At 50.4% G+C, this 26,957-nt stretch carries 32 protein-coding genes; 13 read left to right on the top strand and 19 right to left on the bottom strand.

Annotation, left to right across the window (positions count from 1 at the left end; genetic code table 11):
- Positions 1 to 10 precede the first annotated feature (10 nt).
- A complete protein-coding gene (locus tag EPD17_RS05645; RefSeq protein ID WP_114237498.1) occupies positions 11 to 376 on the top strand; it encodes a LexA family protein in 366 nt (121 codons plus the stop codon).
- A gap of 148 nt (positions 377 to 524) precedes the next feature.
- Here EPD17_RS05645 and EPD17_RS05640 read toward each other — a convergent pair whose 3' ends face one another.
- Positions 525 to 728: a hypothetical protein gene (locus EPD17_RS05640; RefSeq protein ID WP_132052479.1), complete on the bottom strand. Its 204-nt coding sequence runs from the start codon at positions 726 to 728 to the stop codon at positions 525 to 527.
- A gap of 112 nt (positions 729 to 840) precedes the next feature.
- Here EPD17_RS05640 and kbl point away from each other — a divergent pair, with 112 nt between their 5' ends.
- The 9 genes from kbl (at position 841) to EPD17_RS05600 (ending at position 10,942) form a co-directional block, all read left to right on the top strand.
- Entirely contained in the window at positions 841 to 2,028 is a 1,188-nt protein-coding gene (gene kbl / locus EPD17_RS05635; RefSeq protein ID WP_132052477.1) for a glycine C-acetyltransferase, read from the top strand.
- Positions 2,029 to 2,317: 289 nt separating this feature from the next.
- A complete protein-coding gene (locus tag EPD17_RS20305; RefSeq protein WP_262707877.1) occupies positions 2,318 to 2,443 on the top strand; it encodes a hypothetical protein in 126 nt (41 codons plus the stop codon).
- A gap of 275 nt (positions 2,444 to 2,718) precedes the next feature.
- On the top strand, positions 2,719 to 3,531 hold the full coding sequence (locus EPD17_RS05630; RefSeq protein WP_132052475.1) for a class D beta-lactamase: 813 nt from the start codon (positions 2,719 to 2,721) through the stop codon (positions 3,529 to 3,531).
- Between the two features lie 168 nt (positions 3,532 to 3,699).
- A complete protein-coding gene (locus EPD17_RS05625) occupies positions 3,700 to 4,707 on the top strand; it encodes a VWA domain-containing protein (RefSeq protein WP_132052473.1) in 1,008 nt (335 codons plus the stop codon).
- Positions 4,704 to 5,285: a tetratricopeptide repeat protein gene (locus tag EPD17_RS05620; protein ID WP_165929534.1), complete on the top strand. Its 582-nt coding sequence runs from the start codon at positions 4,704 to 4,706 to the stop codon at positions 5,283 to 5,285. The genes EPD17_RS05625 and EPD17_RS05620 overlap by 4 nt, the downstream gene beginning before the upstream one ends.
- A gap of 307 nt (positions 5,286 to 5,592) precedes the next feature.
- On the top strand, positions 5,593 to 7,683 hold the full coding sequence (gene ispG, locus EPD17_RS05615) for a (E)-4-hydroxy-3-methylbut-2-enyl-diphosphate synthase (RefSeq protein WP_240040751.1): 2,091 nt from the start codon (positions 5,593 to 5,595) through the stop codon (positions 7,681 to 7,683).
- A gap of 155 nt (positions 7,684 to 7,838) precedes the next feature.
- Positions 7,839 to 9,437 carry an L-aspartate oxidase gene (gene nadB, locus EPD17_RS05610; RefSeq protein WP_132052469.1) on the top strand — a complete coding sequence of 533 codons (1,599 nt, stop codon included), beginning with the start codon at positions 7,839 to 7,841 and terminating at the stop codon, positions 9,435 to 9,437.
- A gap of 109 nt (positions 9,438 to 9,546) precedes the next feature.
- Positions 9,547 to 10,449: a lysophospholipid acyltransferase family protein gene (locus tag EPD17_RS05605; protein WP_132052467.1), complete on the top strand. Its 903-nt coding sequence runs from the start codon at positions 9,547 to 9,549 to the stop codon at positions 10,447 to 10,449.
- 37 nt (positions 10,450 to 10,486) lie between these two features.
- On the top strand, positions 10,487 to 10,942 hold the full coding sequence (locus EPD17_RS05600) for a GNAT family N-acetyltransferase (RefSeq protein WP_204743315.1): 456 nt from the start codon (positions 10,487 to 10,489) through the stop codon (positions 10,940 to 10,942).
- A 75-nt stretch (positions 10,943 to 11,017) separates the two neighbouring features.
- Here EPD17_RS05600 and EPD17_RS05595 read toward each other — a convergent pair whose 3' ends face one another.
- The 6 genes from EPD17_RS05595 to EPD17_RS05570 all read right to left on the bottom strand — a co-directional run bounded on the left by EPD17_RS05595 (position 11,018) and on the right by EPD17_RS05570 (position 14,411).
- Positions 11,018 to 11,698 (bottom strand): rhodanese-like domain-containing protein, encoded by a 681-nt coding sequence (locus tag EPD17_RS05595; RefSeq protein ID WP_132052465.1) that lies wholly within the window; start codon positions 11,696 to 11,698, stop codon positions 11,018 to 11,020.
- 66 nt (positions 11,699 to 11,764) lie between these two features.
- Entirely contained in the window at positions 11,765 to 12,097 is a 333-nt protein-coding gene (locus EPD17_RS05590) for an ArsR/SmtB family transcription factor (RefSeq protein ID WP_114237253.1), read from the bottom strand.
- A gap of 122 nt (positions 12,098 to 12,219) precedes the next feature.
- Positions 12,220 to 12,894: a tRNA (adenosine(37)-N6)-threonylcarbamoyltransferase complex dimerization subunit type 1 TsaB gene (tsaB, locus tag EPD17_RS05585; RefSeq protein WP_132052462.1), complete on the bottom strand. Its 675-nt coding sequence runs from the start codon at positions 12,892 to 12,894 to the stop codon at positions 12,220 to 12,222.
- A gap of 197 nt (positions 12,895 to 13,091) precedes the next feature.
- Positions 13,092 to 13,607, bottom strand: a complete 516-nt coding sequence (locus EPD17_RS05580) for a hypothetical protein (protein ID WP_132052460.1) — start codon at positions 13,605 to 13,607, stop codon at positions 13,092 to 13,094.
- Positions 13,608 to 13,697: 90 nt separating this feature from the next.
- Positions 13,698 to 13,907, bottom strand: a complete 210-nt coding sequence (locus EPD17_RS05575) for a hypothetical protein (RefSeq protein ID WP_114237256.1) — start codon at positions 13,905 to 13,907, stop codon at positions 13,698 to 13,700.
- A 138-nt stretch (positions 13,908 to 14,045) separates the two neighbouring features.
- Positions 14,046 to 14,411: a hypothetical protein gene (locus tag EPD17_RS05570; protein WP_114237257.1), complete on the bottom strand. Its 366-nt coding sequence runs from the start codon at positions 14,409 to 14,411 to the stop codon at positions 14,046 to 14,048.
- A gap of 127 nt (positions 14,412 to 14,538) precedes the next feature.
- Here EPD17_RS05570 and EPD17_RS05565 point away from each other — a divergent pair, with 127 nt between their 5' ends.
- From EPD17_RS05565 to EPD17_RS05555, 3 genes are all read left to right on the top strand, one after another.
- Positions 14,539 to 14,796 carry a hypothetical protein gene (locus EPD17_RS05565; protein WP_132052458.1) on the top strand — a complete coding sequence of 86 codons (258 nt, stop codon included), beginning with the start codon at positions 14,539 to 14,541 and terminating at the stop codon, positions 14,794 to 14,796.
- 62 nt (positions 14,797 to 14,858) lie between these two features.
- A complete protein-coding gene (locus tag EPD17_RS05560) occupies positions 14,859 to 15,434 on the top strand; it encodes a type 1 glutamine amidotransferase domain-containing protein (RefSeq protein ID WP_132052456.1) in 576 nt (191 codons plus the stop codon).
- 117 nt (positions 15,435 to 15,551) lie between these two features.
- Complete coding sequence (locus EPD17_RS05555; RefSeq protein WP_132052454.1) at positions 15,552 to 15,773, top strand: hypothetical protein; 222 nt, start codon at positions 15,552 to 15,554, stop codon at positions 15,771 to 15,773.
- Positions 15,774 to 15,871: 98 nt separating this feature from the next.
- On the opposite strand, the gene EPD17_RS05550 is transcribed toward EPD17_RS05555, so the two are convergent.
- The 12 genes from EPD17_RS05550 to EPD17_RS05495 form a co-directional block, all read right to left on the bottom strand.
- Complete coding sequence (locus tag EPD17_RS05550; protein ID WP_132052452.1) at positions 15,872 to 17,002, bottom strand: cellulase family glycosylhydrolase; 1,131 nt, start codon at positions 17,000 to 17,002, stop codon at positions 15,872 to 15,874.
- A gap of 289 nt (positions 17,003 to 17,291) precedes the next feature.
- The gene (locus EPD17_RS05545) at positions 17,292 to 19,670 is read right to left on the bottom strand and encodes a hypothetical protein (RefSeq protein WP_132052449.1); all 2,379 of its coding nucleotides are present in this window, start codon (positions 19,668 to 19,670) and stop codon (positions 17,292 to 17,294) included.
- 128 nt (positions 19,671 to 19,798) lie between these two features.
- A complete protein-coding gene (nth, locus tag EPD17_RS05540) occupies positions 19,799 to 20,476 on the bottom strand; it encodes an endonuclease III (protein ID WP_132052447.1) in 678 nt (225 codons plus the stop codon).
- A 92-nt stretch (positions 20,477 to 20,568) separates the two neighbouring features.
- Positions 20,569 to 20,799 carry a hypothetical protein gene (locus tag EPD17_RS05535; RefSeq protein ID WP_240040750.1) on the bottom strand — a complete coding sequence of 77 codons (231 nt, stop codon included), beginning with the start codon at positions 20,797 to 20,799 and terminating at the stop codon, positions 20,569 to 20,571.
- A gap of 125 nt (positions 20,800 to 20,924) precedes the next feature.
- The gene (locus EPD17_RS05530) at positions 20,925 to 21,239 is read right to left on the bottom strand and encodes an FtsB family cell division protein (RefSeq protein ID WP_175580769.1); all 315 of its coding nucleotides are present in this window, start codon (positions 21,237 to 21,239) and stop codon (positions 20,925 to 20,927) included.
- Positions 21,240 to 21,414: 175 nt separating this feature from the next.
- Positions 21,415 to 22,698, bottom strand: coding sequence for a phosphopyruvate hydratase (eno, locus tag EPD17_RS05525; protein WP_114237353.1), 1,284 nt, complete (start codon positions 22,696 to 22,698; stop codon positions 21,415 to 21,417).
- Positions 22,699 to 22,861: 163 nt separating this feature from the next.
- Positions 22,862 to 23,308: a PIN domain-containing protein gene (locus EPD17_RS05520; protein ID WP_132052445.1), complete on the bottom strand. Its 447-nt coding sequence runs from the start codon at positions 23,306 to 23,308 to the stop codon at positions 22,862 to 22,864.
- Positions 23,305 to 23,553 (bottom strand): hypothetical protein, encoded by a 249-nt coding sequence (locus EPD17_RS05515; protein ID WP_132052443.1) that lies wholly within the window; start codon positions 23,551 to 23,553, stop codon positions 23,305 to 23,307. Before EPD17_RS05515 ends, EPD17_RS05520 begins: the two co-directional genes overlap by 4 nt.
- 2 nt (positions 23,554 to 23,555) lie before the next feature.
- Positions 23,556 to 24,470, bottom strand: coding sequence for a gliding motility-associated ABC transporter ATP-binding subunit GldA (gene gldA / locus EPD17_RS05510; protein WP_132052441.1), 915 nt, complete (start codon positions 24,468 to 24,470; stop codon positions 23,556 to 23,558).
- A 69-nt stretch (positions 24,471 to 24,539) separates the two neighbouring features.
- Positions 24,540 to 24,833, bottom strand: coding sequence for a TFIIB-type zinc ribbon-containing protein (locus tag EPD17_RS05505; protein WP_132052438.1), 294 nt, complete (start codon positions 24,831 to 24,833; stop codon positions 24,540 to 24,542).
- Between the two features lie 112 nt (positions 24,834 to 24,945).
- A complete protein-coding gene (locus EPD17_RS05500) occupies positions 24,946 to 26,088 on the bottom strand; it encodes a glycoside hydrolase family 130 protein (protein WP_132052436.1) in 1,143 nt (380 codons plus the stop codon).
- Between the two features lie 189 nt (positions 26,089 to 26,277).
- Entirely contained in the window at positions 26,278 to 26,913 is a 636-nt protein-coding gene (locus tag EPD17_RS05495) for a carbonic anhydrase (RefSeq protein ID WP_132052434.1), read from the bottom strand.
- Positions 26,914 to 26,957: the final 44 nt, after the last annotated feature.

The following is a 26,957-nucleotide window of genomic DNA, read 5'->3' as shown; positions in this document are numbered from 1 at the left end:
AACCAACCCCATGCCACAAACGAATTTTTTTGCTGCACCCGGTGCGGCGGTGCCGCCGGCACAGCATATTGATCTGAACGATCAGTTGGTAAAAAATAAAGCATACACCTTTTTATTGCGTGTGGCCAGCAATGCCATGCAGGAAGCCGGAATACAAAAAGGCGATGTAGTGGTGGTGGACCGGGTGATGGAACCCAAAAACGGATCGGTGGTGATTGCCGCATTGCAGGACGAACTGATCATCCGCCGGTACGAATGCACAGAAGGTTGGGCAAGGCTGGTGCCGGCATCGGGCCAACTGGCACCCATAACCGTAACGCCTGCATCGGGGTGTGTGCTATGGGGCGTGGTTACTTATGTAATCCGAAGTATTTAAAAAAGAAAAACGCTTTGCATGCAAAGCGTTTTTTATTACTAAAGGGTGAAGCTCAAAAGTTTTTAGTGTGCCGGATTGTTATGATGTTTAACCGTTAAACGGGATGGTCAAAACCTTGCCGCTGTCGCAGCTGCAGGCATCGTTAATTTCAAAACGATACAGACCTAAACCACTGCGATGCCAGCTTTTCCCAGGGCAGATCGGTGTTGTGGTTATTGTTCACCTGCAAGCAGCATTCTTCATCATTGGTTAATACTTCCGAAGTGCGGCGGCCGTAGGCTACCAGGGCCATTACCAGCATTGCTGTAAAGCTAATGCCCAGCAATACACTTCTGAAAAGTTTGGTACTCATATCATCGGTTTTGGGATTGGACGAAAGTAGAAACCTTAATGTTACAGGTTTTGTAAAAAATAATTTTAACCGCCCTTTGCACAGGTATATTTGCCCCTCAAATTGCCTTTTTATGAATGAAAAATTTGTGCAGCGCATCCACTCCGAAGTGGAAGCGATCAAAGCATCCGGATTGTATAAAACCGAACGTGTTATTGCATCGCCGCAGGGCGCCGAAATTGTAGTGAACGGCCAAACAGTGCTGAACTTTTGTGCCAACAATTACCTCGGCCTTTCCTCACACCCCAAAGTTCTGGAAGCAGCCGAAGCTGCATTGGGCAAAAGGGGCTATGGCATGAGTTCGGTGCGGTTTATTTGCGGTACGCAGGATGTGCACAAAGAACTCGAACGCAAGATTTCTGAATTTCTCGGTACAGAAGATACCATTTTATATGCCGCTGCATTTGACGCAAACGGTGGTGTGTTTGAGCCCTTATTTACCGATGAAGACGCCATCATTTCCGATGCGCTGAACCATGCTTCCATTATTGATGGCGTACGCCTGTGCAAGGCGCAGCGCTACCGCTACGAGCACAACAACATGGCCGACCTGGAAGCCAAACTGCAGGAAGCCGCCGGTGCCCGCAGCCGCATCATTGTTACCGATGGCGCCTTCAGCATGGACGGTACCATTGCGCAACTTGATGTTATTTGCGACCTCGCCGATAAATACAATGCGATTGTAATGATCGACGAAAGCCATGCCTCGGGTTTTTTGGGCAAAACGGGCCGCGGCACACACGAGCATTGCGGCGTAGTGGGCCGCATTGATATCATTACCGGCACACTGGGCAAAGCACTGGGTGGTGCACTGGGTGGCTTTACATCGGGCCGCAAAGAAGTGATTGATATGCTGCGCCAGAAAAGCCGGCCGTACCTGTTCTCCAATTCCCTGTCGCCGGTAATTGTGGGCGCCTCCATTGCCGTGCTCGATATGCTGCGCGAAACCACCGAACTGCGCGACAAGCTGGAACACAATACCAAATATTTCCGCACCAAAATGACCGAGGCCGGTTTCGACATCAAGCCCGGCGAACACCCCATTGTGCCCATCATGCTGTACGATGCAGTGCTGGCGGCGCAGTTTGCCGACAAGCTGCTGCAGGAAGGCATTTACGTGATCGGGTTCTTTTTCCCCGTGGTGCCTAAAGGCCAGGCCCGCATCCGCGTACAACTCAGTGCCGCCCACGAGCAGGCACACCTCGATAAAGCCATCGATGCATTTACCCGCATTGGCCGCGAACTGGGCGTGCTGAAATAACGCCTCATCACCTTTTAATCAATCCCCGGATGCACAACGTCCGGGGGATTTTTTATGTTTCCGGCTTAAGTGATGCTAACCAAGCGGCTGTTGCGTCGCACACTTGTACGTTCTTATCGCTATTCGGCAGGTTGAACCACGGAGGCACAAAGGACACGGAGGAACACGGTAAAGATTATACTTCTTGATACTTTATCTGCTTTGGGATTTTTATAAAGCTCCCTATCAGGTTTACAATATTTATTGCACTCATCCGTTTACCATAAACCCAATGCAACATCCAATATCCATGAGAAAACTTTTCCTAATATTTGCCCTCATTGTTTTTGCCTCCAGCCTTACCTCCTGCGTTACCATGAAACGCGATTGCCAGGGCGGCCGCCACGTGAAGCTTAAGAATGGTATTTATATCTAATGTTCTGAGGCGGTGCGGCATTGATACAAATGTATTATTGCCGAACAATGTTGTACAGCTCTTCACTACAGTACCACCACAGTCACATCCGGGCGCTATCCCGAAATCAGGCTGTCATTTGATTTCGGGCCTGCTTTTTTGTTACTTTTTTGCAGGAGCAAAAAAGTAAAAGAATACCACGGACACTAATTGTACAATGTGGTGCCGATATAGCCCGCAGCAAAAACAAAGCTTCTGCCCCACTCCCATTACTTTTGCCAAAATAATTGGCCTGCATGAAGCATTACTTGTACCTGGTGTTTATAGCCTTTGCATTTTGGAACTGTACGCCCAACAACGTAACCGAAAACGCATCGCTGGAACAATATTTTACCCAAAACGGCGCCCACGGCACCTTTGCCCTGCTCGATAACAACTCGGGCAACTTTACGGTACACAACCTGAAGCGCTACCGCGACAGCGCATTTGTACCGGCTTCAACTTTTAAAATTGTCAACAGCCTTATTGGCCTGCAAACCGGCATCATCGAAAACGATAGCATGGTAATTGCCTGGGACGGCGTGCAGCGTTCGGTGCAGGCATGGAATAAGGACCTGAATTTTTACGATGCGTTCCGCGTTTCGGCAGTGCCTTATTTCCAGGAAGTGGCCCGCCGCATAGGCAAGGACACCATGCAGCAATGGCTCGATACGCTGGCCTATGGTTCTAAAAAAATTACAACTGCCATCGATACCTTTTGGCTCGATGGCTCACTTACCATTCGGCCCGACGAACAAATGGGCTTGGTAAAAAAGCTGTATTTCAACCAGCTGCCGTTTCATAAAATCAACCAGGAAATTGTAAAGCGGGCGATGTTGTTTGAAGACCAGCCGCTGTATAAATTAAGCTACAAAACAGGCTGGCAGTTCGACGAGCAAACGGGCAAGAACCACGGCTGGATTGTGGGCTGGATCGAGGAAAACCGCCACCCGTACTTTTTTGTACTCAACCTCGAAGCGCCGGGCAGGGACTATGATATGACAAAAGCCCGCATGGCCATCCTCAAAGGCATCCTTGGCGAACTGGAATTTATGCGCGGCGAAAAATAATTGTAGCATAAAACTTGCAACTGTGCCGTTTATGTGTTTAAGGTTTAAAGTCTAAAGTTTAAGGTTGTTTAATAAGTTCAACGAGTTCAATGAATGGACTGATCCCAACATTAAACTTTAAACCTTAAACTTATTAAACACATCGAACCGTTCGAACCCATCACCCTCATGCCCGAAATCAATTTTCAATACCCGCAGTTCCTTTGGCTACTGGCAGCAGTGCCCCTGCTCCTGCTGGTGTATCTGTGGTATGCCTGGCAACGCCGCACTAAAGTGCGCCGCATGGGCGATGCGCCATTGATGCGGGAACTGCTGGCCACCGCGGCACCCGGCCGGCAAACGGCAAAATTTTCATTGGCGCTGATTGCCTTTGCATTGGGCTGCCTGGCAATGGCCAACCCGCGCCACCCCGAAAAAGGCAGCATGGAAGTACGCAAGGGCATCGACATTATGATGGTGCTGGATGTGAGCAGCTCCATGCTGGCGGCCGAAGGGGTTACCAGCCGGCTCACCGCAGCCCGCAGCATGTTGCAGCAACTGGTGTCGCGGCTGCCCAACGACCGCATTGGCCTGGTGCTGTTTGCCGGCGATGCTTATGTGCAAATGCCGCTCACCTTTGACCGCGGTGCTGCCGACCTCTATATTTCCGGTGCTTCGCCGGCGGCTGTAAAAGCGCAGGGCACCGCCATTGGCGATGCGCTGGCGCAGGCCATGGCTTCGTTCGATCCGGAATCGGAGCGCTACCAAACCATTGTGCTGCTCACCGATGGCGAAACCCACGACGAAACAGCCCTCGACGAAGCCAAAGGCATGGCGGAGCGGGGCATTTCCATACATGCCGTTGGCATTGGCAACCCGCAGGGCTCCACGCTTACCGATACTATTTTGGGCACCGACCGCCGCGATGCCATGGGCAACGTGATCATTTCAAAATTAAACGAGCCGCTGCTGCAACAACTGGCCACCGGCACTGGCGGGCAGTACTATCGGTATAATGGCAATGCGCGGGATATTGCCACTGCACTGGCCGAACGCTTTAGCCAGATGGAGCAAAAAGGCCTCGGCGATGCCTCGCAGTTTAATTACCTGACGCTTTACCTATGGGCCGCCGTGCCCATGGCGCTGCTGCTAATGCTGGAAATATTTGTGCCCACACGAAAAAGGAGAAAGGCATGATGGGAAGATTTTTTCTGATTTTGATTACTATTGCCCTGCCGGCGCTGGCGCAAAAAGGCGACAAGGACATTGCCTCAGGCAACCAATATTACCGCACGGGCCAGTACGACATGGCCGAAAAATTTTACCACAAAGCCCTGAAAGACGACCCGGCCAGCACCACGGCTGCCTATAATTTATCAAATGCGCTGTACCGGCAAAAACGCTATAAAGAATCGCTGGGCATTTTGGGCGCCATCAAAGTGGCTGGCGACAATAAAACCCTGCAGGCCGCGGTGCAGTACAACACCGGCGTGGCACACACAAGGGAGCGGGATTTGGAAGCCAGCATCGAATCGTACAAAGCCGCATTGCGCCTTACCCCCGACGATAAAGAAGCCCGTGAAAACCTGCAGCTGGCGCTGCGCGAATTAAAAAAGGAACAACAGCAGCGGCAGCAAAAACAACAGCGCAGCTCCATGAGCCAAAGCGAGGCGGAACGCAAACTGCAGCAGTTACAACAAAAGGAAAAACAGATCCAGCAACGCCTGCAGCGCAACAGCCCCATGCAGGGCAGTGGGATGGAGAAAGATTGGTAAGTGGTTAATTTGAAAATGAGGTGATTTGAAAATGGCGGTGCTGCATCACCAAAGAATCCCTTAACAGTCAGAGGCTGTCATGCCGACGCAGGTCGGCATCTCCTTCCACTTTTAGGTTTTGTCAAAAAATGTTGCGCTCCACAGGAAATTCCATTTCAAAAACCTTTGGGCACATTTCAACCGGCCCTTTCCCATACTGAACTAACTTTGCACCGCATTGTTCATTTTGGTAAAAAAAACGGATATCTGTTGAAACCGGCATTTTCTGCCACTTTCAAATTCGCATATTTTCAAATTTGCACATTACATGATGCAATCATATACTGCAAGCCTTACCGAATATAACCGCCTGCCCACCCGCGAGGTGCGCATTGGCGACCTGCTGCTGGGCAACGGCCACCCGATAAGGGTGCAAACCATGACCACCACCGATACCATGGACACGCTGGGCACCGTGGAACAAAGCATCCGCTGTATTGAAGCCGGTGCCGAGCTGGTGCGCATTACAGCGCCTTCGAAAAAAGAAGCGGAGAATTTGGCGCACATCAAGGCAGAACTCTGCCGCCGCGGCTACACGACGCCACTGGTTGCCGATATTCATTTTACCCCCAATGCCGCTGAAATTGCAGCCCGCATTGTAGAAAAAGTGCGGGTAAACCCGGGCAATTATGTAGATAAAAAGAAGTTCGAGCTGATCGAATACACCGATGCGGATTATGCCGAAGAACTGGAGCGCATTTATGAGCGGTTTACGCCGCTGGTAAATATTTGCAAAGAGCACGGCACGGCCATGCGCATTGGCACCAACCACGGCTCCCTCTCTGATCGCATCATGAGCCGCTACGGCGATACGCCGATGGGCATGGTGGAAAGTGCGATGGAGTTTTTGCGCATTGCCCGCAGCCACGCTTACCACAACATTGTGCTGAGCATGAAGTCGAGCAACCCGCAGGTGATGGTGCAGGCGTACCGCATGCTGGTAAAAACAATGCACGACGAGTTTGGCGAATGCTACCCGCTGCACCTGGGCGTAACCGAAGCCGGCGATGGCGAGGACGGCCGCATTAAAAGTGCAGTGGGCATTGGCACACTACTGCAGGATGGTCTGGGCGATACCATCCGCGTATCGCTGACAGAGGACCCTGAATTGGAAATACCGGTTTGCCGCGATCTGATCAAAAAATACGAGCAGACAGACAACGTACAACAAGCGACAGTGGTACCGGTACCGCCCATTAAACAGCTTTCCTACGATCCGTTCAACTACCGCCGCCGCGGCACATTTGCCGTAGGCAATATTGGCGGCCAGCAGGTGCCGGTGGCGATTGCCGACCTGAGCAAGCTGGAACAAATTACACCGGAAAGCCTGCGCAGCATTGGCTACACTTATGATGCCGTTTCGGATAAATGGAGCATTGCCGATACTGCGGCCGATTATGTTTTTACCGGTCACCAGGTGTTGCCGTTTGCCCTGCCCGGCACGTTGAAAGTGTTGGTGTTTCCGGCCACTTGGGCGGAACATTTTGCAACAACCAACGACACCGGTGAAGCCAAATATTTTCCGCTGTTCCAGGACAGCGGCTTTGCCACCGCAGCAGCACGCAGCACTGAACTGAACTTTGTGATGGTGGATTGCTACAACGACGTCACTACCCTCAACGATTATACCTACCTCGATGCACTGGCCAACGACCCAACAGTTGTTTTGTGCCTGAGCAGCACCCGCAGTAATGCCATGCAGGCAGTGCGCCGCATGTTTGTGGAGCTGGCCCATCGCGGCATTCAAAACCCCGCTATTTTGCTGGTGGACAGCAACGGCGGCACGGCCGATGAGCACCTCATTCATTTTGCCACCGAAGCCGGTGCGTTGCTGCTCGAAGGCTTTGGCGATGGCGTTTGTTTTGGCATGACCATGAGCAGTTACAGCCAGCTGGCGGCTAGTTATGAGCAGTCGGTAAATGGGGCGCAAGCAACGGCTTTTGATTTGCCTGCGGCACGTACTTATTTGCAAAATGCAACGCCGGAGCAATTCATCAACAACACGGCGTTTTCAATACTGCAGGCCACACGTACCCGCATTTCCAAAACCGAATATATTTCATGCCCCTCCTGCGGCCGCACCTTATTTGACCTGCAGGAAACAACGGCAAAAATCCGTGCGGTAACACACCATCTAAAAGGCGTGAAGATTGCCATCATGGGTTGTATTGTAAACGGCCCCGGCGAGATGGCCGATGCAGATTTTGGCTATGTAGGCAGCGGCCCCGGCAAGATTACTTTGTATAAAAGCAAAGAAGTGGTGAAACGAAATGTACCCAGCGAAGTGGCCGTGGAAGAACTGATCGGGCTATTGAAAGAGCACGGTGCATGGGTGGAGCCACAACTGGCACAGGTATAAACAACGCTGCATTTGCGTGCAACAAAAATTTCGGTTAGGCATTTTTGTTGCACGCATTTTTTATGGTGCTATTGCACTAGACATGACCAGGAGCAGCTGCGCAAACGCGGCCAAATGACTTAACTTTCCACATCAGAACACTGACCCCTTACTACATGCAAACAGATTTTCTTGTAATTGGCTCCGGCATTGCCGGCCTGGTGTACGCACTGAAAGTGGCGCAACAGTTTCCCCACAAAAAAGTAACCATCATTACCAAGGCATCGGCCGATGAAACCAACACCAAGTATGCACAAGGCGGTGTGGCGGTGGTGAATGATTTGGAGAACGATTCGTTTGACAAACACATTGAGGATACGCTGATTGCCGGCGACGGGCTGTGCAACCGCAAGGTGGTGGAGATTGTGGTAAAAGAAGGCCCGGCCCGTGTGCAGGAAATCATCGACTGGGGCACGCAGTTCGACAAGCACAATTCAGGCTCGTACAAACTGGGACGCGAAGGCGGACACTCCGAATTCCGCATCCTGCATTATAAAGACATTACCGGCTGGGAAATTGAACGGGCCCTGCTCGAAGCCATCGAACGGGCACCCAACGTGGAGTTCATCAAGCATTGTTTTGTTATCGACATCATTACGCAGCACCACCTGGGCTACCTGGTTACCAAAAGCACCCCTGATATTTGTTGCTATGGCGTGTATGTGCTGAACGAAGAAAGCAACCGCATTGAAAAAATACTGGCCCCCACAACCATGCTGGCTACCGGCGGCAATGGGCAGGTGTACCGCACCACCACCAACCCCGTTATTGCCACCGGCGATGGCGTGGCCATGGTGTACCGCGCCAAAGGCCGCATCGAAAACATGGAGTTTATCCAGTTTCACCCCACGGCGCTGTACCAGGCAGGCACCCGCGGACAGGCATTTTTAATTACCGAAGCAGTGCGTGGTGATGGCGGCATTTTGCGCAACGTGGATGGCGAAGCTTTTATGGAACGCTACGATGAGCGCCGCGACCTGGCACCCCGCGATATTGTGGCCCGGGCCATTGATAGCGAAATGAAACGCACCGGTACAGAGCATGTGTGGCTCGATTGCCGCCACATGCCGCTGGAGCAGTTCCAGGAACACTTCCCGAACATTTACGAAAAATGCCTTTCCATTGGTATCGACGTAGCCAAAGACATGATACCCGTGGCGCCTGCAGCGCACTACAGTTGCGGCGGCATCAAAACCGATGAATGGGGCCGCACATCCATCCGAAACCTGTATGCCTGCGGCGAATGTGCATCCACAGGCTTGCACGGCGCCAACCGTCTGGCCAGCAACTCGCTGCTCGAGGCAATGGTGTTTGCACACCGCTGTTTTATGGATGCGGTAAACCACCCGCAGCACAACGAGCAGATGCCCCAGATCCCCGACTGGAACGCAGAGCGAACCTCCGACCCCAATGAAATGATCCTGATTACGCAAAGCCTGAAAGAACTGCAACAGGTAATGAGCGATTATGTGGGCATTGTACGCAATACGGTGCGCCTGGAGCGGGCTATCAAACGGATCGACCTCCTGTTTGAAGAAACCGAAGCCTTGTACCAGGGCACTACGGTGTCGCCGCAATTGTTGGAGCTGCGCAATATGATCACGGTGGGCTACCTGATTATTAAAGGTGCCGCTTTCCGCAAAGAAAGCCGCGGCCTGCATTTCAACACCGATTTCCCCCAAAAATCGGAGCTGACGCAAAACATCGTGCTGTAAGGTACTGCGCAAAACTGCCGCGGTTTTTGGCGGGGCCCGCATTGTAAAACTTTGCCGGTACTTTTGCGGCAGATTTCCTCAAGCAGTTTTGGACCCAAATTCCGGCAGTATGTATTATGTGCTTTATGGCTTTTTGTACCTGCTTTCGCTCCTTCCGCTGCGGGTGTTGTACCTCCTGTCCGATTTTGCGTACCTGGTTATTTATCACCTGATGGGCTACCGCAAAAAGGTAGTATTGGGCAACCTGGCCATTGCATTTCCGCAAAAAACCGAAAGCGAACGGCAGGCAATTGCCCGTAAATTCTACCGCAATTTCACCGACACATTTATTGAAACCATCAAGTTTATCAGCGCCTCGCCAGCATTCATCAACCGGCATTTTAAAACCGATTACACGGTATTTGAAGAGCTGTATGCGCAGGATAAAAAAATACAGATCCACACCGGTCACAACTTTAACTGGGAACTGGCCAACCTTGGGGTGGCACTGAATATTCCGTTTACTTTTTTGGGTGTTTATCAGCCCATTCAAAACAAAGCGGTGAACCGCATTTTTATGCAAATGCGTTCCCGCACAGGTACGGTGCTGCTGCCGGCAAACGATATGCGTCGATCCATCCTGGCCTACCGCGACCAGCAATATGCCCTGGGCCTGATTGCCGACCAAAACCCCGGCGATACCCGTCGCGGCTGTTACTGGGTGCCTTTTTTCGGCAGGCCCACGCCTTTTGTTTCCGGGCCCGAAAACGGTGCCCGCATCGGCAACATCCCGGTGGTGTTTGGGCATTTTACCAAAAAACGCCGCGGCTATTACGAAGGTCATTTCTTTTTAGCCGAAGCCGACCCGGCCAGCCTGCCCAAAGGTGAGCTGACCCGGCGCTACATTGCCTACCTTGAAGAAACAATTACGCGGGACCCGGAAATGTGGCTATGGAGCCACCGCCGCTGGAAACACCAGTGGAAGCCCGAATACGGCCTGCTTACTGCGCCGCAGCAGGATTCCATTTCGTAGCGTGTTGTTTATATTTAAGCAAACAAATGCTTTTGCTGTGCCGGTAAACATTCAAATACTTGATGCCAACAACCTTACTGCGTTCAAGGGCCTCATTGCAGTGTTTGAACGCAGTTTTGAGATGGCCCACTTCAGGATGCCTGCAGATGCGCACCTGAAATCCGTTTTATCTCGTGATCATTTTTTTGCCGTTGTTGCCAGTGTTGATGGCAACGTTGTTGGCGGCCTTACCTTTTATGTGCTCGACCAATATTACGCCGAAAAGCCGCTGGCTTATATCTACGACCTAGCCGTACTTCCCGAATTTCAACGTATGGGCATTGGCAAAAAACTCATCGACACCACCAATGAATATTGCCGGCAGCAAGGTTTTGAAGAAGTGTTTGTGCAGGCTGATAAAATAGATACACATGCGCTTCTTTTTTATCGCGCCACCAAACCTACCGAAGAAGAGGAAGTAGTACATTTTTACTACACCTTGCCGCAGCAATAAACGACTGCGCCAAAAAAAGAAGCGAGCAAACAGCTTTCGCCGTTTGCCCGCTCCATTAATTTTATCAAATAAAAGCTATTCCGGCGTGTCGGTGCTTTTGGTGTCGCCCGCAGCGCTTTTTTCGGTTTTAATTCTTGTTTCGGCTTTGATGGCATTCCATCCGCCCAGCACATTGCGGATGTTGTGGATGCCCTGCCGCTTGAGCAGCGATGCGGCAATAACACTGCGGTAACCACTGCGGCAATGGATGTACACGTTTTGCTCCTCTTCGATGTTGGCAATGTTTACGAGGTCGGCCATTTCATCAAGCGGTACATTTTCCGCATCCACCACATGGCCTTCGGCAAACTCGGCCGGGCGGCGCACATCCAGCACCACAATGTTTTCATCAAAAGGGAGATCCATGGCCAGTTCATCGGCCTCCACATCAATGATCATGTCTATTTCTTCGCCGCTTTGCTGCCAGGCTTCGTAGCCGCCTTCGAGGTAGCCCAGCACTTTTGTAAACCCCTCGGCAGCCAGCAGGTCGGCGCTTTTTGCTTCGCTGCCCGCATCTGTCACCAGCACCAAAGCCTGTTGGTGCGGCAGCAATGCATTGGCCCATTCGGCCACCGATCCTTCTAAACCCAGGCTGATGGAGCCGGGCACAAAACCCGCAGTAAACACGGTAGCCGAGCGGGTATCTACAATAAAGGCACCTGCGTCAACAGCTTGTTTGAATGCGGCGATGGAAAGTGATTGCAGAGTTGCGGGCATAAAAAATGTCTTTGACGGCAAAAGTAACCCATTGCAATCAAAGACATGTGCGTTGAAGAAAGCAGCTTATTTCAACAGCTCGTACACAAAGCTGTGCACCTGATCCATGCGGTCGTGGTTCACCGAATAGAAAATAAACTTGCCGTCGCGAACCGTATTTACAAAACCAGCCTTCCGCAGAATAGCCAGGTGCTGCGATGCAACTGACTGCTCCAGGCGCAGCTTTACGTAAATTTCGGTAACGGTCATTTTCTCATTCTGGTGCAACAACTTCAAGATCTGCTGGCGCAACTTGTGGTTGATCGCCCTTAAAATAAGAGCAGCTTTCTTTAGCTGCAGTACGTCAATCTTTAATTCAACGTTCTCAGCCACAGGATTTTCATTTAAAACATTGTTCATATTTTTCTCTCTTAACACGTGATACAAATGTATACAGTAAATGTATAATTTACACTTTGTTTTTGCTGCTTGTAAGTATTCTTGCTCATTTCAGATACAGAAAAGACTTAGTTAAGCATTAATTAACGTGGCTGTGGCGAATAAAAGCCTTTCACATATTTTGGTTCGGCATATGCTAATGGTGCAAACTGTTGTTGCATCCATTGCTGATAAGCCAACGGTACCAAATGTGTAGCGCTGCTGTGCACTTCTATAAATTGCGCATGTGCATGCTGCAATACATCTTTCACTTTATTGCTTCCGTTGCCAAAAAAATAAACGGTGTGTTGATCCAACCATTTATCGAGGCTCGATGGTTCTACAATCAAATTGGTAGGTGCCAGCACTTCCTGCAACTCACGGTCATAGATAGCCGTAAACACTTCCATGCGACGTGCATCGATCATGGGGCACAACAATGCAACTGTATCGCCCACTTGGCGCAAAGCCCCGCCAGCCAAGGATTGCAGCGTATCTACTGTAAGGAGTGGAATGTTCAGTGCATAGCACAATCCTTTTGCGGAAGCCATGCCTACACGCAGCCCCGTGTACGATCCGGGACCAGCACTTACTGAAACAGCCTGCAATTGTTGTAATGAAATACCGCCTTGTTGCAACATGCTTTGAATGGCTGGTTGCAGCCATCCTGCACTTTCACGTGTTTGTGTGTTTTGCGCAGAGAACAACACCTGCTCATTGTCGGAAAGACAAATAGAAGCAGTGTCAATTGCAGTGTCGATATGCAGGATCAGGCTCACGGAAGCAAATTAAAGAAGGAATGCCAATAGCGTGATGTTTAATGACTATATGTGGCTGATTTTTATCAGTGTGTTTACAATTAAAAACGGCCACTAAATAATTTATCGCATAATGGTAAGGGTTAACCATTAGCATTTTTTGCACAGAAACTTTGAAAAATATTTGCGTACCTAAATCCTACTATTTTGGTGTTCAATTATTCGCCTTCGGGACAATCTGTTTTTACAAACGGTGTGCTCTTCATAAACTGCAGTTGCGACCGATCCTGGAACATATATCCACCGTTGCGTTCTACCAGTTCGCCAAATCCCTGCAGCAGCGTTTCGTCTTCGATTTTAAAAATCACCTCGCGGTTCGAAATCAACCCTTCCGATTCAAATGTATAATCTGCAATGATCAGGCTGTCGCGCAGCACGCCCTTAATAGTGCCCACATTGCCGTCTTTTTCGTGCCAGTCGTATCTAAGCTTTCCAGAAACCAGCGTGTCCTCTACTTGCAACGAAAGAAAAGCGGTGTCCCTTTTGATCGTCATTTCATAACAACCCGCCAGCACAAACGGCGTCCCTGAAAGTACCCCGGTGTTAGCCGGCGCCTGGCCATGCACGCTACTTCCGCCCAAACTATCTTTCCCCATTGCCGCCTCATTGGCCGGCCCGCCGCATGCAGTGAGCAACAGCAGGCCTACAGAAAATAAACACAGTTGAATACGCATTGGTTCATTCCTTTTTTGAAAATGCATACCAGCCCGGCAGGCCAGTGTGGCGCCGGAAGCAATGCAAAAACTTTATGATGTTGGTAAAAATCAGCGCACCGGGGGCTGGCTTTCGTCGTGGGTGGTGCGGATGAGCCCGATGCCGGTAAAAAAGAAAACGGCGCCCAAAATGCCGTACACGATCAGGGCTTTAATCTGTTTGCCCGATCCCTCTGAGTTCATAAACAGCACGGCCGCATAAATCAACCCGCCAATACCTAGTAAAGTAAGTAATACGCCAAATACCCTTTTTAAATTCATTTCCGCTTTTTAGGGCGATGGTTGCAAAAAAAAGGCCACCGGGATTGCGGAATAGCGATTTTGGATTTCGGATATGGCACAGCAGAGGCGATTACAGCTGCACAGGTTCCGAAATCCGAAATCCCAAATCCGAAATTATCACTGTTTCCACACCGCTACAATATCGGCAGTAGCGAGGTGCTGGTGGCTGTTTTCGGCAAAAGGCAACTCGATAGCCGGCTTTTTGCCCTGCTGCACCACTTTGGCATACACGGCCCGCAGCGGCCCACTAGTAAACATAATGCGCTGTGCCGCCACACTGACGCGGTATTCGCCTATTTCTTCGGAAGTGGATATGCGGTAACGGTTGTCGTCCAGTAAAATAATATCGCCCCGCTCCCATTTACTGGTACCGGGTTTTACCGACGTTTCGTACCTGCCGGGCGGCAGGCCGCCGGATGTTTTTGGCTGCGCATTTGATTGCAGCAGCAAAAAAGTAAACAAAAAGAGTAAAAATGATTTCATAGGAGGCCTTTTGGTTAATATAATAAATATACAATTTAAAGCCGACAATAGGCATGCCACAACGCTGCAGTAAGGCGTGGAGGCCAAAGCTGGCAGAAGATTTGAAGCGTAAGGCAAAAAATCGGCTATGAAAAAGCTTTGGATATTTGGCACAGCTTCACTGATACTGGCGGCCTGCGGCAACGACGATGCAGGCGCAGGCGATCGTACATACGATCTTAAAACGGTGCAGGATTCTGCAAATGCGCCGTTGGGCAATAGCAGTGCAGACTCTACACCCACAACCAACAACAATATTTACAACCCCGATTCCACACCAGGCCAAGGCTCGGTGTATGATACCGGTATGAACAGAAAAGTGCCCGGCCAACCGCCGCGGCAATAAGCAGCCATAGCTGAGGTGGAACGTTTATTTTTTCAACAGATCAACCTATAAAACACACAATAATGGCAAGGAATATTTCCGGAAAAAAAGTGGCTATTCTAACAGAAAATGGATTTGAGCAAGTAGAACTGACCAGCCCGTTGGAGGCGTTGAAGGCGGCAGGTGCAACGGTGCACATTGTATCGCCGCAAACCGAAAAAGTAAAAGCATGGGATAATGATCATTGGGGTATTGAAGTGCCGGTAGATGTACCGCTCCAGGATGCGAAACCGGAAGATTACGATGCGCTGGTGATTCCCGGCGGCGTGATGAACCCCGATTTTATGCGGGCCAACAAAGCCTGCGTCCAGTTTGCACAACACTTTTTGGAACAGGGCAAACCGCTGGCCTCCATTTGCCACGGGCCGCAACTGTTGGTAGAAACCGGCATGATCAACGGCCGCCAAATGACTTCATATCCTTCGATTCAAACCGACCTGAAAAATGCCGGTGCTATTTGGTCGGATGAGGAAGTGGTGGTAGACAATGGCCTGGTTACCAGCCGCAGCCCCAAAGACCTCGATGCATTTAACCGCAAAATGCTGGAAGAAATTGGCGAAGGCCAGCATGATACCACGGGACAGTTTACAACAGCATAGAAACGTGAATGGTGCGTGGTGAATGGTCAATAAAAGGCTGGATAAAACAACCAATCTCTTTTGCCAATTCACCATTCACCATTGCCCATTCACCCAATCACCTTTAAACCATATTGTATGAGCAACAAAGAACAACCGAATGTAAACCACCAGGACCATCCGCACCAGGAAGGGCAGCAAAACAATACAGCTACAACCGGCGATGGCGGCCAAAACCGCAACACCAATAACAATCAGCCGATGAGCAATATGCTCAATGAAGCGGAAGAACAAAGAGCAGGAAATAACAATCGCCAAAAAGATGAAAGCGATGTGCAGCAAGGCGAAAGAACGCCCTGATCTTTGCTTTTTGCGGAGCGCAATGCTAAAACAAATGGTCCTGCTGATGTCAGCAGGACCATTTGTTTTTTTTAAAAAAGCTCGGTAAAAATGCTGTCTTACGCCATCATTTCAACCATTGCAGGCACTTCCTGTTTTTGCTTCAGAATAGATTTCAAAAAAGCTACTTCTGCAGGCACATAAGCTTCGCCGTTGGCGCGGAAGATATCATGGAACCACAGCTCCGGCTCGTTGTTGTACGTGATCTGCCAAGAGTCCCACGGGCAGTGTGTTTGCGATTTACCTGCCACAAAACCCCAGTTGTAGGCACCCACACCGTGCTTTTGCAACACCGGCAAAATATCCTGGAAGGTGCTGCCAAAAGGCCTTGCCATGTACTCGGTGCACATCATAGGTCGGTTGTAGCGCTTCAGGGTATTGATATGGCTTTCCATTACATCCTTATCGCGGTAGCAGTGAAAAGAAATAACGTCGGAATGCGAGAACATATAGTCATCGATGCGGGTAAGGCGGGCAGCTTCGCTCCAGTCTTCCTGCCAGGGGCCCATGGTAATGGGTTGCGATGGGTTGATGGCACGAACCCAGATGATGGATTTGCGCAGCAGCTCCCTTGACAGTTCGGCCTTGTGCTGGCTGTAATCCTGGTCGTTGTACGACGCCAGGTTCATGTTGTCCGGCTCATTGTACAAGTCCCAGATCAACACCCGCTCATCGTCTTTAAAATGGGTTACAATGCCCTCTACATAGCTTTGCAGCTCGTCGTAGCGGGTGGGGTCGTTCAGCACATCGTAGCCGGGGCATTGCACCCAACCCGAGTTGTGTACATTGTGTTTGGGCTCGGGCTGCTTGCCCAGTGCGGGGTATGGGTTCCAAACGGCATCGAATAATACCAGCATGGTTTTGATGCCGTGTTTGTGGGCAATGCCCAAAAACAGGTCGATGCGCTCCAGGAAACCCGAGGGATCCTGCTGCCACAGCAGGTGGTGCAGAAATACGCGTACGGTGTTGAAACCGAGGTCTTCGGCCCAACCCAATTCTTTATCAATCAGGAACGGATCGAATGTATCGGATTGCCACATTTCAAGCTGGTTGATTGCGGTGTGCGGCACATAGTTGCAGCCCACCAGCCAGCCATGCTTTTGTGCCCATGCGGCGGCCTTTTCTTCAGACCATTTGTGAATGAGTTCCGGATCGTGTGCGGTAAGGGAAGGTGTTGTACTTGTTGCCATAGCCAGGATGATTGGAAACTGGGTGTTTTTCAGTTTTGTTTATGACTCAAAATAAGCTCATAAGTCATATTACAACCTCCTTAAATAGTGTTAAGGTGTCAATTAATCGGTGAAGCGCCGAAAAGAGCGGACGAGGAGGAAAAATCAACGACGAAGCAGCCGCATTTTCCGCAAAAGATGCAGTAAAAATGGGTAGGAACAGTAAGCGTCCATCAAAGGCACCAAAAAGCGAAAACCCTTGCTGAATAAGGGTTTTCACTGTTGCGAGGCATATTTATGTAGGAAAAACTTATTGCTGCGGGGCAGGCACTTCCAGGCGCTGCGCAACGGTCTCTTTTTGCCCGTTGCTGTCCTGGTTAAAAATCACATCCACCCGCAAAGCTTTCAGCCCGCTGATGCCTTGCGTGTCTTCCAGTTCCAGGTGCTCCAGTTGTTCGCCCAGCAGGCCTTCGTGTTGCAAAAACTGCACGTACTCTTCGTACTCCTGCAGCTCTTTTTGTTGCGAGTAAACAATGGCCACTTTACCCGGTTGTGTCAGGCGTTCTTCACTGTCTTTCAGGTGTACTTTATCGATCCGTTTTTTGATGATCTCGTAGCGGATATTGTAGGCTCCGTCCACGTCGAACTTGCGTTCCTTGCGCCTGAATGAAATAGATAGCGGAATGGAATGCGCCAAAATAAGCTGCGTGGTTTGCAGCGGCATGGGCAGGCGTTTTTCCAACGCATGGCTCAGGCGGGCAGCACGGGCCAGCAGCGTAAGCTGCCACAGCTTCAGGTTGCGAACATATATTTCATCGAACGGCGCATTGGGCGCCAGGCTTTGCCCCACGTAAATATTGAACTCAATGCCATCGGTGATGTAGCGTTCAAAATAGTGCGGGTACACCTGTTGTGCGTTCTTTTGCTCTGCATCCATAAAGCGGTCGAGCATATCGTTGATGCGGGTAATGCTGTCCTCGTATTTTTTGCGGTGATGGTACACCATGCCGCGTTGTGTATCGAGCAGGGCAAAATATGCGTCGATCTGTTTTTGCAAGTCGGGGCGTGTTTCATGCAAGTGGCGGAACAGGTTGTGCAGTTCGCCTTGCAGAAAATCGCAGATCACCATTTCATCATCAGACAGCAACGTATCGGAAGTGTTGGCGAGGTATTGCTCCACTTTAAACTGTATTTCGCGCAGCAGCGGAAACGGCGATTGTTGCGCAGCAATTTCCAGCACATTGCTGGCCTGCGTCAGCTGTTCCATCAGGTCGAGCTGGATGGAATGGGTGCGCTCCAGCGATGAATTGCGTACATCAATAGAACCGTACAGCGGGTACACATTTTCAAACATAATGGACTGCATCTTCACCGAATCCTGCGCCTGCTGGCGTTGGAGGTAGTTAAATGCCGCCTCGGTAAATTTCCACGCCACAGCCGGTTGTATGGCGGTAAAATGTTCCTTGATGGTTTTATCTATTTGCAGCTCCAGGTTTTCGGCATGTTTGTCCAGCGCTAGGGCAAACAACTGTATAGCGGGCTGCAGCCTTTTGAGGTGTTCAAACCGCAACGTGCCGGGTTCGGTAGAAACCAGTTCCAGCAGACCAATCAATTCGCCATCATCGCATTTAAGCGGGCAAAGTACTAGGCTGCGGGCACCGGCCTCGTAATAAGCCTGCAATAGCCCGCCGCCATTATTTTCCACTACAAACTGGCTATATAAAACCGGCTGATCTGCATTGCGAAACATATTGCCGGCCAGCCGGCTAAAACGTGCCGCTTTGTCGGCCTCGGCGCCATTGCGCAGCAACAGGCTGTGGTTGAAATAAGTTTCTGCAAACAGGGAAAAATCGTTCATCCGGAAAAATGGCGTAATGCCCACCTCGATGGAAGGCAGTCCAACCAGCGTTCGCACATGCTCGCCAAAACCAGCATACACGGTGCCGTCGGCGGCGGCGTTGATGTTGAGCAGCGAATTTTTAATGGCTGCAATTACTTCTTCGCCGGTTACATCGGCCACTTCAATTACCACCAGCCCTTCAAACTGGAAATGCTCCAAGGGCAATATGGCCCGCAGTTCTTCCACGTCCAGCGCCCTTTGCGCCGAAATATTTTTGGGCAGTGCAAAATTCTTATCAGCCAGTTGCACCGATACAAAACCCGCATCGAGTTTTAACTCCAAATAGCGGGTCAGGCCTGTTTCGCTATCGGGTATGGTGTGCACCGATGAAGCAACGGCGGGTATTTGCTGGTTGTAAAAGCGGCGCAGGATAAGATTATAAGCCAGCTGCATGGAAGAGCGGCCTATGGTTTCATTGGCTTCAGTACCGGAAACATTGATGCTGTTGGTGCTGCCGGGCAGAAATATGGCGCGGAATGGCTCGGAGGCGTACACCACCTGATTGTGAAACGGGTACGAAACGGCATAAATACCTTCCTGCTCGCCGGTGGCGGGCGGAAAAAGCGAAGCCAGTACCGAGTTGAGCAATGTTTCGTGTTCGGCCAAGGCCGCCGTATCGGCCGTGGGGTGTTCCAATTGGGGCACGGCATCCAGTTCCTGCAACAGGTGTTCGTATAGTTTTCGGGTACCCGGCTTGCCATCGGCTACCATTTTTCGCAAGGCCGCCACCAGCGGCTGCAAGGAAAAAAGGCTGTTTATGCCGGCGTGTTTTCGGGAAATTACATTCATATAATCGGCGTGCAGCAGTTTTGACTACATTTTGCCAGATATATACAATCAACCTCTGCGCCAAAGAATGGCATTGGCCGCCGCTCACACCTCCATTTGGCCGGAAAAGGCTTAAAAAAAGGAGAAATTTAAGCTACCGGGATAATGCCCAGTGCTTCTTTGTCCTGCCGGGTAAGCTTGCTGAAAAATTTGCAGGCGGGCTTCAAGCCACATTCGGCGCATTTGGGCTTGCGAGCCACGCAGGTATAGCGGCCGTGCAGGATGATCCAGTGGTGGAATTTGGGCACCAGCTCTTTAGGCACGTATTTGATGAGCTGCAGCTCGGTTTGCAGTGGATTTTTTGCACCTACGGTCAGTCCCATCCGTGCCGATACCCGGAACACATGGGTATCGACCGCCATATTGGGTTGCCCATCCACCACGGATGTGATCACGTTGGCGGTTTTACGGCCAACACCAGGCAGTTGTACCAATTCTTCTACAGTCATCGGTATTTCGCCGCCAAAGTCTTCGGTTACTTTTTTGGCCATGCCCAGCAGGTGACGCGTCTTATTGCCGGGAAAAGAAATGCTTTTCACCAACGCAAAAACGTCGTCGTATTCGGCCTGGTAAAGGTGCTTGATATCGGGGTAGTGCCGGAACAGCTCGGGGGTATGCATGTTCACCCGCTTGTCGGTGCATTGTGCCGAGAGAATTACGGCTACCAGTAACTGGTAGGTGTTTTCGAAATTCAATTCTGTTTCGGCTTCCGGCTTGAATGTTTGGAAATAACCGATCACAAACTGGAAGCGGTCCTTACGCGTCATGCGGCAAATTAGTGTAATAGTTCAAAGTCTGCAGTTCTGAGTTCAAAGTCAGCGATATTTTTTACTGCTAACTCCGAACTATAAACTCCAGACTAATGACTCACTTTCTCGCCGGTCGCCGCATATTTCAGCACATTGAGTACCACTTCGGTGCGGGGCGTTTCTACAAGGGCGTCGAGGCGTGTTTTAGAGGTTTGCAACACGGCCAGTTTTTCGCGCAGCGTCCAGTCGGACTGCAAAGCCAACTCAATGGCTGCGGTTTGCTCGGGGGTCGTTTCTTTGTACAGGTAAAGCAGCAAATCTTCGGGGGTAAAAAGGCTCATAATTGTGTGAAAGTATCCGAAATGGGGTACGAATTGATAAAGAATAATGTTCCGTCCGCATTTTAAAACGAGCCCTGTTCTATTTTATTGCACCGGCGCTGCCGCGTAACTTTTTTGAGTATTGGTTAATCCGTTTCGCTGTTTTCCGGCGCCACGATCAGGAACACGTCTTCGTTGTCACGCTTCATTCCGTAGCGTTCCCGCGCATATTTTTCAATGGCGGCCGGGTTGTTCTGCAGGTCTTCCAGCACTTTGCGTTCGGTGATAATCTGGTCGTTATAATATTGTTTGCTCCGCTCCAGTGCCCGCAACTCCATGCGGCGTTCGCGTTGGGTAAACAGGTCGTTGCGATCGAAAAACACCAGCCATACGGTAAAAGCCACACCGGTAAGCAGGTATTTGTTGTAAACAAATGAGGGTATGTTGGAGATGAATTTCATAGATAGTTGAAAGATAAGTTGGCAGTTGGTAGTTGATCGTTGACGGTAAAACAGCCAACCCGGGACAAACTTCCCATTTTTTTACAAACAAGCATAAAAAACAGTTGGCAGTTGAAAAGTTGCAGCAAAAAAAGCTGCTCTCTATCAACTACCAACTGTCAACTATCAACTATTCTTATTTGCCAAACTTCAGCTTAGCGCCGGGGTAGTAGGCAGATGCACCCAGCAGTTCCTCGATGCGGATCAACTGGTTGTATTTAGCCATACGGTCGGAGCGGGAAGCGGAGCCGGTTTTGATTTGTCCGCAGTTCAGGGCCACGGCCAGGTCGGCGATGGTGCTGTCTTCGGTTTCGCCGGAGCGGTGGCTCATGATGGTGTTGTAGCCAGCATGCTGCGCCATGGTAACGGCATTGATGGTTTCGGTCAGCGTACCGATCTGGTTTACTTTTACCAGCAGGCCGTTCGCAATATCTCTTTGAATGCCTTGCTCCAGGCGGGTTACGTTGGTTACAAACAGGTCGTCGCCCACCAGCTGAACACGTTTGCCCACGGTGTCGGTCAGGTTTTTCCAGCCTTCCCAATCGTCTTCGGCCATGCCGTCTTCAATGGAGCAGATGGGGTATTGGTTCACCCAGTTCTCCCAGTATTTCACCAGTTCATCGGAGCTCAGGGTTTTGCCGTCGCTTTTATGGAAGGTGTATTTACCGTTTTTAAACAGCTCGCTGTTGGCTGCGTCCATGGCAATGAACACCTGCGAACCAGCTTTGTAGCCGGCCGCATTGATGGCTTCCATCACGGTGTCAATGGCCTCTTCGTTGGAGCCGATGTTGGGGGCAAAACCGCCTTCATCGCCTACGTTGGTGCTGTAGCCTTTTTTCTTCAGCACGGTTTTGAGGGCATGGAAAATTTCAACACCCCAGCGCAGGCCTTCGGAGAAAGAAGAAGCGCCAACGGGCATCACCATAAATTCCTGGAAGTCGATCTTGTTGTCGGCATGTGCGCCACCGTTCAGGATGTTCATCATCGGCACGGGCAGCGTTTTGGCGTTGGTACCACCTACATAGCGAAACAGGGGCAGGCCGGCTTCTTCGGCAGCAGCTTTGGCCACGGCCAGCGATACAGCCAGCATGGCGTTGGCGCCCAGTTTGCCTTTATTGTCAGTGCCGTCGAGGCCGATCATCAATTGGTCGATGCCGGTTTGGTCGGCTACATCGTAACCTACCAGCTCAGGGGCAATGGTTTTATTTACGTTTTCTACAGCCTTCAGTACGCCTTTACCTACATATACTTTTTTATCGTCGTCGCGCAGCTCTACGGCTTCGTGAATACCGGTAGAGGCACCGCTGGGTACCGCAGCGCGGCCCATAGCTCCGTCATCGGTAATAACATCTACTTCTACAGTTGGGTTACCACGACTATCAAGGATCTGTCGGGCAAAGATCTCGGCGATGTAGCTCATTCTTTTTCGGTTTTTTAATTTACGATTTTTAAGGTGCAAGCAATCGTATTTCGGGTTAGCAATGCCTGACAATCATCAACAGCAAGTGTTTTAATTATCAAGTCATCCATTCCGCTCATGTGCCGGCAAAGCCGGTGTGCAAAGAAAAGGATTTGGGTGCGGATTAGCGTATCCACAAAAAAGATAATATCCCGTTTTCTTCAATGGGCCCGAACTCATGCCGGTCGGAGGTAACGACCGTGGCGCTTTGGGTTTCGGCGAGGGCCAATACAAAAGCGTCGGCAAAAGAGATTTTGTGCGCCACCTTGTATTTGCTCAGGGTTTGTATAAATGTAATGTCGAGGTCATAACTCACTGCTATTTGTAAAGCTTCCAATGCAGCTAAAGCAGCATCAGCTTTTTCTTTCCCCGATGAGCGAAGAACATCATAATATACTTCGGCAAGGGTGACGCGGTGTACAAACAAATGCACCGTCCCTTTCTCCGCCTGGTGCAGCAACATGGCAACCCGGTCAGAACCGGCCTCACGCCGTATCAGCGCAATCAGGCTACATGCATCTAAAACATAGCTTGCTCCTTCTGCAGCATTGTGCTCCATCGGGTTGCTCATTTGTCCAGTTCTTTTTCTTCTTGTTTGCGCATTGCAAACGCATCACTTGAGGAAAGGCCGTCTGACAGTAAGCCCCATGCCCTTTCGATGGCATCGGAATATTTTACTTCGCTGCCTGCTTCTGCTTGCAGTTTATCCAACATCGACACCACCTTCGGCAACTGCTCATCGGGCAAACGATGTACCTTTTGCAGTATCTCTTCCTCGTATTTTTTCCGTGCTTCCATACGGTGTGCTTTTTCCAAATTTACCCATTATTCGGGGCAGTCAGCTGCCGGAACACTTCTTCCAAACTACCGCTTTCGCTGTGCAGTGATACAATGCTGAGATTGTGTTGCAGCGCCAGTTCCAGCACGGCTTTGCGTACGGCTTCGGGTGCTTCGGTTTCCAGGCGCCAGCTGTTGTTTTCCAGCTTATAAACCCTTTGCACGCCATTGAGGCGGCGCAGCCATTCGGACTCCAGCGGTTCTTTAAACGTTACGGAAACAAAATTGGAACTGGAACGTTGGCGCAGCGTAGCCAGTTGTTCGTCCGCTACAATCTTGCCCCTATTGATGATGATCACCCGGTCGCAGATGGCTTCTACTTCCTGCAAAATATGCGAAGAAAAAAGCACCAGTTTATCCTTGCCCTGCTCTTTGATTACCTGGCGTATTTCCACGATCTGGTTGGGATCGAGGCCGCTGGTGGGTTCGTCCAAAATCAGCACTTCGGGCTGGTGCAACAGGGCTGCGGCTATGCCTACCCGTTGTTTATATCCTTTCGATAACTGGCCAATTTTCTTACGGCTTTCCGGCGTAAGGCCAACGGTTTGGATCACTGCTTCCACGCGGCCCTTTTTGTCGGCAACGCCGTGCACATCGGCAATAAAATGGAGGTACTCCCGCACATACAGGTCGTAGTACAGCGCATTGGATTCGGGCAGGTAGCCAACTCTTTTCTTCGCTTCCAGCGGCGCTTCGGCCACGTTGATGCCGCTTACTTTGGCCGTGCCGCCATCGGGCTGCAGGTAGCCGGTGATCATTTTCATGGTGGTGGATTTTCCGGCGCCGTTTGGCCCCAGAAAACCCACGATCTCACCTTTGGACACCGAAAACGAAATACCGTCTACCGCCCGCTGCGTGCCGTACAATTTGGTCAATCCATTTACTTCAATGGCCATGCTGCTGATCTTTTTTGGCTTGCTAATGTAGCCAATTAGCCATTACCGGGGCGCCGCCCCAAATGCTGTTTAATCGAAATCGAAAAAGTCGGACAGGAAACCCTTTTTCTTTTTGTGGCGGTACTTGGGATCATTGCCGTAATAAGGCTGCTGATGCTGCGACGGATGATCGCGGTGGTCGGGTTTGTAGGCATTATTAAAATCGCCGGTTTCCGGTGCACGGGTATAGCCGGCCGATCGTTCAATGATCTTATCCAGTTCGCCCCTGTCGAGCCACACGCCGCGGCACTGCGGGCAATAATCTATTTCAATTCCCTGCCTGTCGGCAATTGTCAGGGTAACGTTGCAATTGGGACAATTCATAATTTATTTTTTAGTGAAAGATGTTGTTTATGATCTGTTTAAAAGACCAGCTAACGGAGCCCGAATTTCCGGTATTCCGGCTTATAACCCAAGCGTACAATTTCCGGTTGCTTTATTTTACTGCAACGGCAATTTTAGAGTCGGCCGTGCCGTAATACAAATACCACTTGCCTTTAAAACGGGCCAGGCCTTCGATAAAACAAACATGCGCCACTTGCCCGGCAATCTCATATGGCTTCTCCGGCCGTAAAAAATATTGGTCGAGCCGCTGCACCACTTTGGTGGGGTCGCTTTTATTCAACAATACCTGTCCCGCAGCATACGTACCTTCTGCCAAGGCTGCATCGCCAATGCTGGGCACATTGCGGCCATTGTACAGCAGCAAAATTCCATAATCTGTGATCATGGCCGGTGGCCCGGGCTCCACCAGGTCGCTGTCAAATTTCTTTTTACGCGGCGCAACAACAGTTTTTACCTCGGCTATTTCCGGCGCATTGTGACGCAAATCTTTTTCGCGTTGTTCGCCGTTTTTATACAACACCGGCGACCAGTTTACCAGGTCGTCCGATGTGGCGGCCCATATGTTTACATCGCCCCAATACATCCAGTATTTTCCGCCCAGTTTTTCTGCCACAATCCGGCCATCCTCGTGGTACCGCGCCGCTATCGAACCCGATTTGCTCCACTTGTCGATGTATTTACCGCCAAATGCATTTTTAAATGCAGGCCCGTGTTTGGTCCAGCTACGCAAGTCGGGCGATGTGGCCACCATCAGCCTTGCCGTTTTACCATCATAGGCTGTATAGGTCATGATATAGCGGCCGCTTGAATCCTGCACCACACGCGGGTCTTCGCAGCCACCCTCCCACTCCCACTGCTGAAAGTTGCCGGGCTGCGGAAAAAACACCGGTTCGGGAAATGGGGTAAACTTCAATCCATCGGCGCTCCAGGCCAGCCCAATGCGTGATACGCCTGCATAGCGGCCTACTGTATCCTCGGCACGAAACAGCAAAAAAACAGTATCGCCTTTTACTACTGTTGCCGGGTTGAATACATCTTTTTGCGCCCAGCGCACTGGCTTGTTCCACACCGGATCGGTAAACTGGAGCGAAGCATCGGGCTGCAAAACAGGGTTGGCCCTATCTGCTTTCACAAACGATAGCAAGGCCCATTGCTGTGTATTTCGGGGCGGCAATTGTTGGGCAAATGCACAACCGCCGGCTTGCAACAGGAGTAAAAAGGCAAAGCGTATCATATAGCTGTTTATATAAGCAGAAGATAATGAAAACGCCGCATTTGTACAGCCAACTGATGCAGCAGCAGTAAACGCACAATTGTTTTTACCGCCGGTTTTTGCAAAACCAAATGCACAATACAATCAGGCTTGCTGTAAAATGAACAACGCAAGGTTTATAGCCTTGCGTTGTTACTATTTATCGATTGATCATAGGTTACTAAACTCGTACAGCGGATCGATGTGGGTGCCGGCTTTCATTTCAAAAACGGGGTTGATGATGCCGTCCTTCAAACCATATACCCATCCGTGCAGGGCGGGTGCCTGGCGCTCTTTCCATGCCCGCTGAATGATGGATGTTTTGGCCAGGTTCATTACCTGCTCCTGTACATTCAGCTCTACCAACCGGTTGGTGCGGGTATCGCCTTCGGGCAGTGCATCCAGCTCATCGCGGTGAATGCGGTATACGTCTTTAATGTTGCGCAGCCACATGTTCAGCACCAGTTTCAGGTCGGAGTTGGTAGTGGCTGCTTTTACGCCGCCGCAACCGTAGTGACCGCACACAATTACGTGTTTTACTTTCAGGTGCATCACTGCATAATCCAATACCGACAACAGGTTAGTATCGGTGTTTACCACCATATTGGCAATGTTGCGGTGTACAAAAATTTCACCGGGCTTGGTGCCGGTAATTTCATTGGCCGGTACGCGGCTGTCGCTACAACCAATCCACAAAAACTCGGGTGTCTGAATCTCTGCAAGCCGGTTGAAATAATCGGGGTCTTCGGTTACTTTTTCTGCGGCCCAGGCTTTGTTTTCTAACAACAGTTTTTCGTATGAATGCATGTGTTTGCTTTTATTAAATTTCCAATCTTTTTATTGTAATCAAA

It is taken from the genome of Pseudocnuella soli, from assembly GCF_004347775.1.
Taxonomy (GTDB): Bacteria; Bacteroidota; Bacteroidia; order Chitinophagales; family Chitinophagaceae; genus Flavisolibacter; species Flavisolibacter aquaticus.
The sequence above is the reverse complement of the archived record's forward strand: the minus strand, read 5'-3'. Positions and strand labels throughout refer to the sequence as shown.

Coding starts and splice junctions, on each gene's coding strand:
- EPD17_RS05645 (WP_114237498.1), top strand. CDS start 11: ATGCCACAAACGAATTTTTTTGCTGCACCCGGTGCGGCGGTGCCGCCG.
- EPD17_RS05640 (WP_132052479.1), bottom strand. CDS start 728: ATGAGTACCAAACTTTTCAGAAGTGTATTGCTGGGCATTAGCTTTACA.
- kbl (WP_132052477.1), top strand. CDS start 841: ATGAATGAAAAATTTGTGCAGCGCATCCACTCCGAAGTGGAAGCGATC.
- EPD17_RS20305 (WP_262707877.1), top strand. CDS start 2,318: ATGAGAAAACTTTTCCTAATATTTGCCCTCATTGTTTTTGCCTCCAGC.
- EPD17_RS05630 (WP_132052475.1), top strand. CDS start 2,719: ATGAAGCATTACTTGTACCTGGTGTTTATAGCCTTTGCATTTTGGAAC.
- EPD17_RS05625 (WP_132052473.1), top strand. CDS start 3,700: ATGCCCGAAATCAATTTTCAATACCCGCAGTTCCTTTGGCTACTGGCA.
- EPD17_RS05620 (WP_165929534.1), top strand. CDS start 4,704: ATGATGGGAAGATTTTTTCTGATTTTGATTACTATTGCCCTGCCGGCG.
- ispG (WP_240040751.1), top strand. CDS start 5,593: ATGATGCAATCATATACTGCAAGCCTTACCGAATATAACCGCCTGCCC.
- nadB (WP_132052469.1), top strand. CDS start 7,839: ATGCAAACAGATTTTCTTGTAATTGGCTCCGGCATTGCCGGCCTGGTG.
- EPD17_RS05605 (WP_132052467.1), top strand. CDS start 9,547: ATGTATTATGTGCTTTATGGCTTTTTGTACCTGCTTTCGCTCCTTCCG.
- EPD17_RS05595 (WP_132052465.1), bottom strand. CDS start 11,698: ATGCCCGCAACTCTGCAATCACTTTCCATCGCCGCATTCAAACAAGCT.
- EPD17_RS05590 (WP_114237253.1), bottom strand. CDS start 12,097: ATGAACAATGTTTTAAATGAAAATCCTGTGGCTGAGAACGTTGAATTA.
- EPD17_RS05580 (WP_132052460.1), bottom strand. CDS start 13,607: ATGCGTATTCAACTGTGTTTATTTTCTGTAGGCCTGCTGTTGCTCACT.
- EPD17_RS05575 (WP_114237256.1), bottom strand. CDS start 13,907: ATGAATTTAAAAAGGGTATTTGGCGTATTACTTACTTTACTAGGTATT.
- EPD17_RS05570 (WP_114237257.1), bottom strand. CDS start 14,411: ATGAAATCATTTTTACTCTTTTTGTTTACTTTTTTGCTGCTGCAATCA.
- EPD17_RS05565 (WP_132052458.1), top strand. CDS start 14,539: ATGAAAAAGCTTTGGATATTTGGCACAGCTTCACTGATACTGGCGGCC.
- EPD17_RS05560 (WP_132052456.1), top strand. CDS start 14,859: ATGGCAAGGAATATTTCCGGAAAAAAAGTGGCTATTCTAACAGAAAAT.
- EPD17_RS05555 (WP_132052454.1), top strand. CDS start 15,552: ATGAGCAACAAAGAACAACCGAATGTAAACCACCAGGACCATCCGCAC.
- EPD17_RS05550 (WP_132052452.1), bottom strand. CDS start 17,002: ATGGCAACAAGTACAACACCTTCCCTTACCGCACACGATCCGGAACTC.
- EPD17_RS05545 (WP_132052449.1), bottom strand. CDS start 19,670: ATGAATGTAATTTCCCGAAAACACGCCGGCATAAACAGCCTTTTTTCC.
- nth (WP_132052447.1), bottom strand. CDS start 20,476: ATGACGCGTAAGGACCGCTTCCAGTTTGTGATCGGTTATTTCCAAACA.
- EPD17_RS05535 (WP_240040750.1), bottom strand. CDS start 20,799: ATGAGCCTTTTTACCCCCGAAGATTTGCTGCTTTACCTGTACAAAGAA.
- EPD17_RS05530 (WP_175580769.1), bottom strand. CDS start 21,239: ATGAAATTCATCTCCAACATACCCTCATTTGTTTACAACAAATACCTG.
- eno (WP_114237353.1), bottom strand. CDS start 22,698: ATGAGCTACATCGCCGAGATCTTTGCCCGACAGATCCTTGATAGTCGT.
- EPD17_RS05520 (WP_132052445.1), bottom strand. CDS start 23,308: ATGAGCAACCCGATGGAGCACAATGCTGCAGAAGGAGCAAGCTATGTT.
- gldA (WP_132052441.1), bottom strand. CDS start 24,470: ATGGCCATTGAAGTAAATGGATTGACCAAATTGTACGGCACGCAGCGG.
- EPD17_RS05505 (WP_132052438.1), bottom strand. CDS start 24,833: ATGAATTGTCCCAATTGCAACGTTACCCTGACAATTGCCGACAGGCAG.
- EPD17_RS05500 (WP_132052436.1), bottom strand. CDS start 26,088: ATGATACGCTTTGCCTTTTTACTCCTGTTGCAAGCCGGCGGTTGTGCA.
- EPD17_RS05495 (WP_132052434.1), bottom strand. CDS start 26,913: ATGCATTCATACGAAAAACTGTTGTTAGAAAACAAAGCCTGGGCCGCA.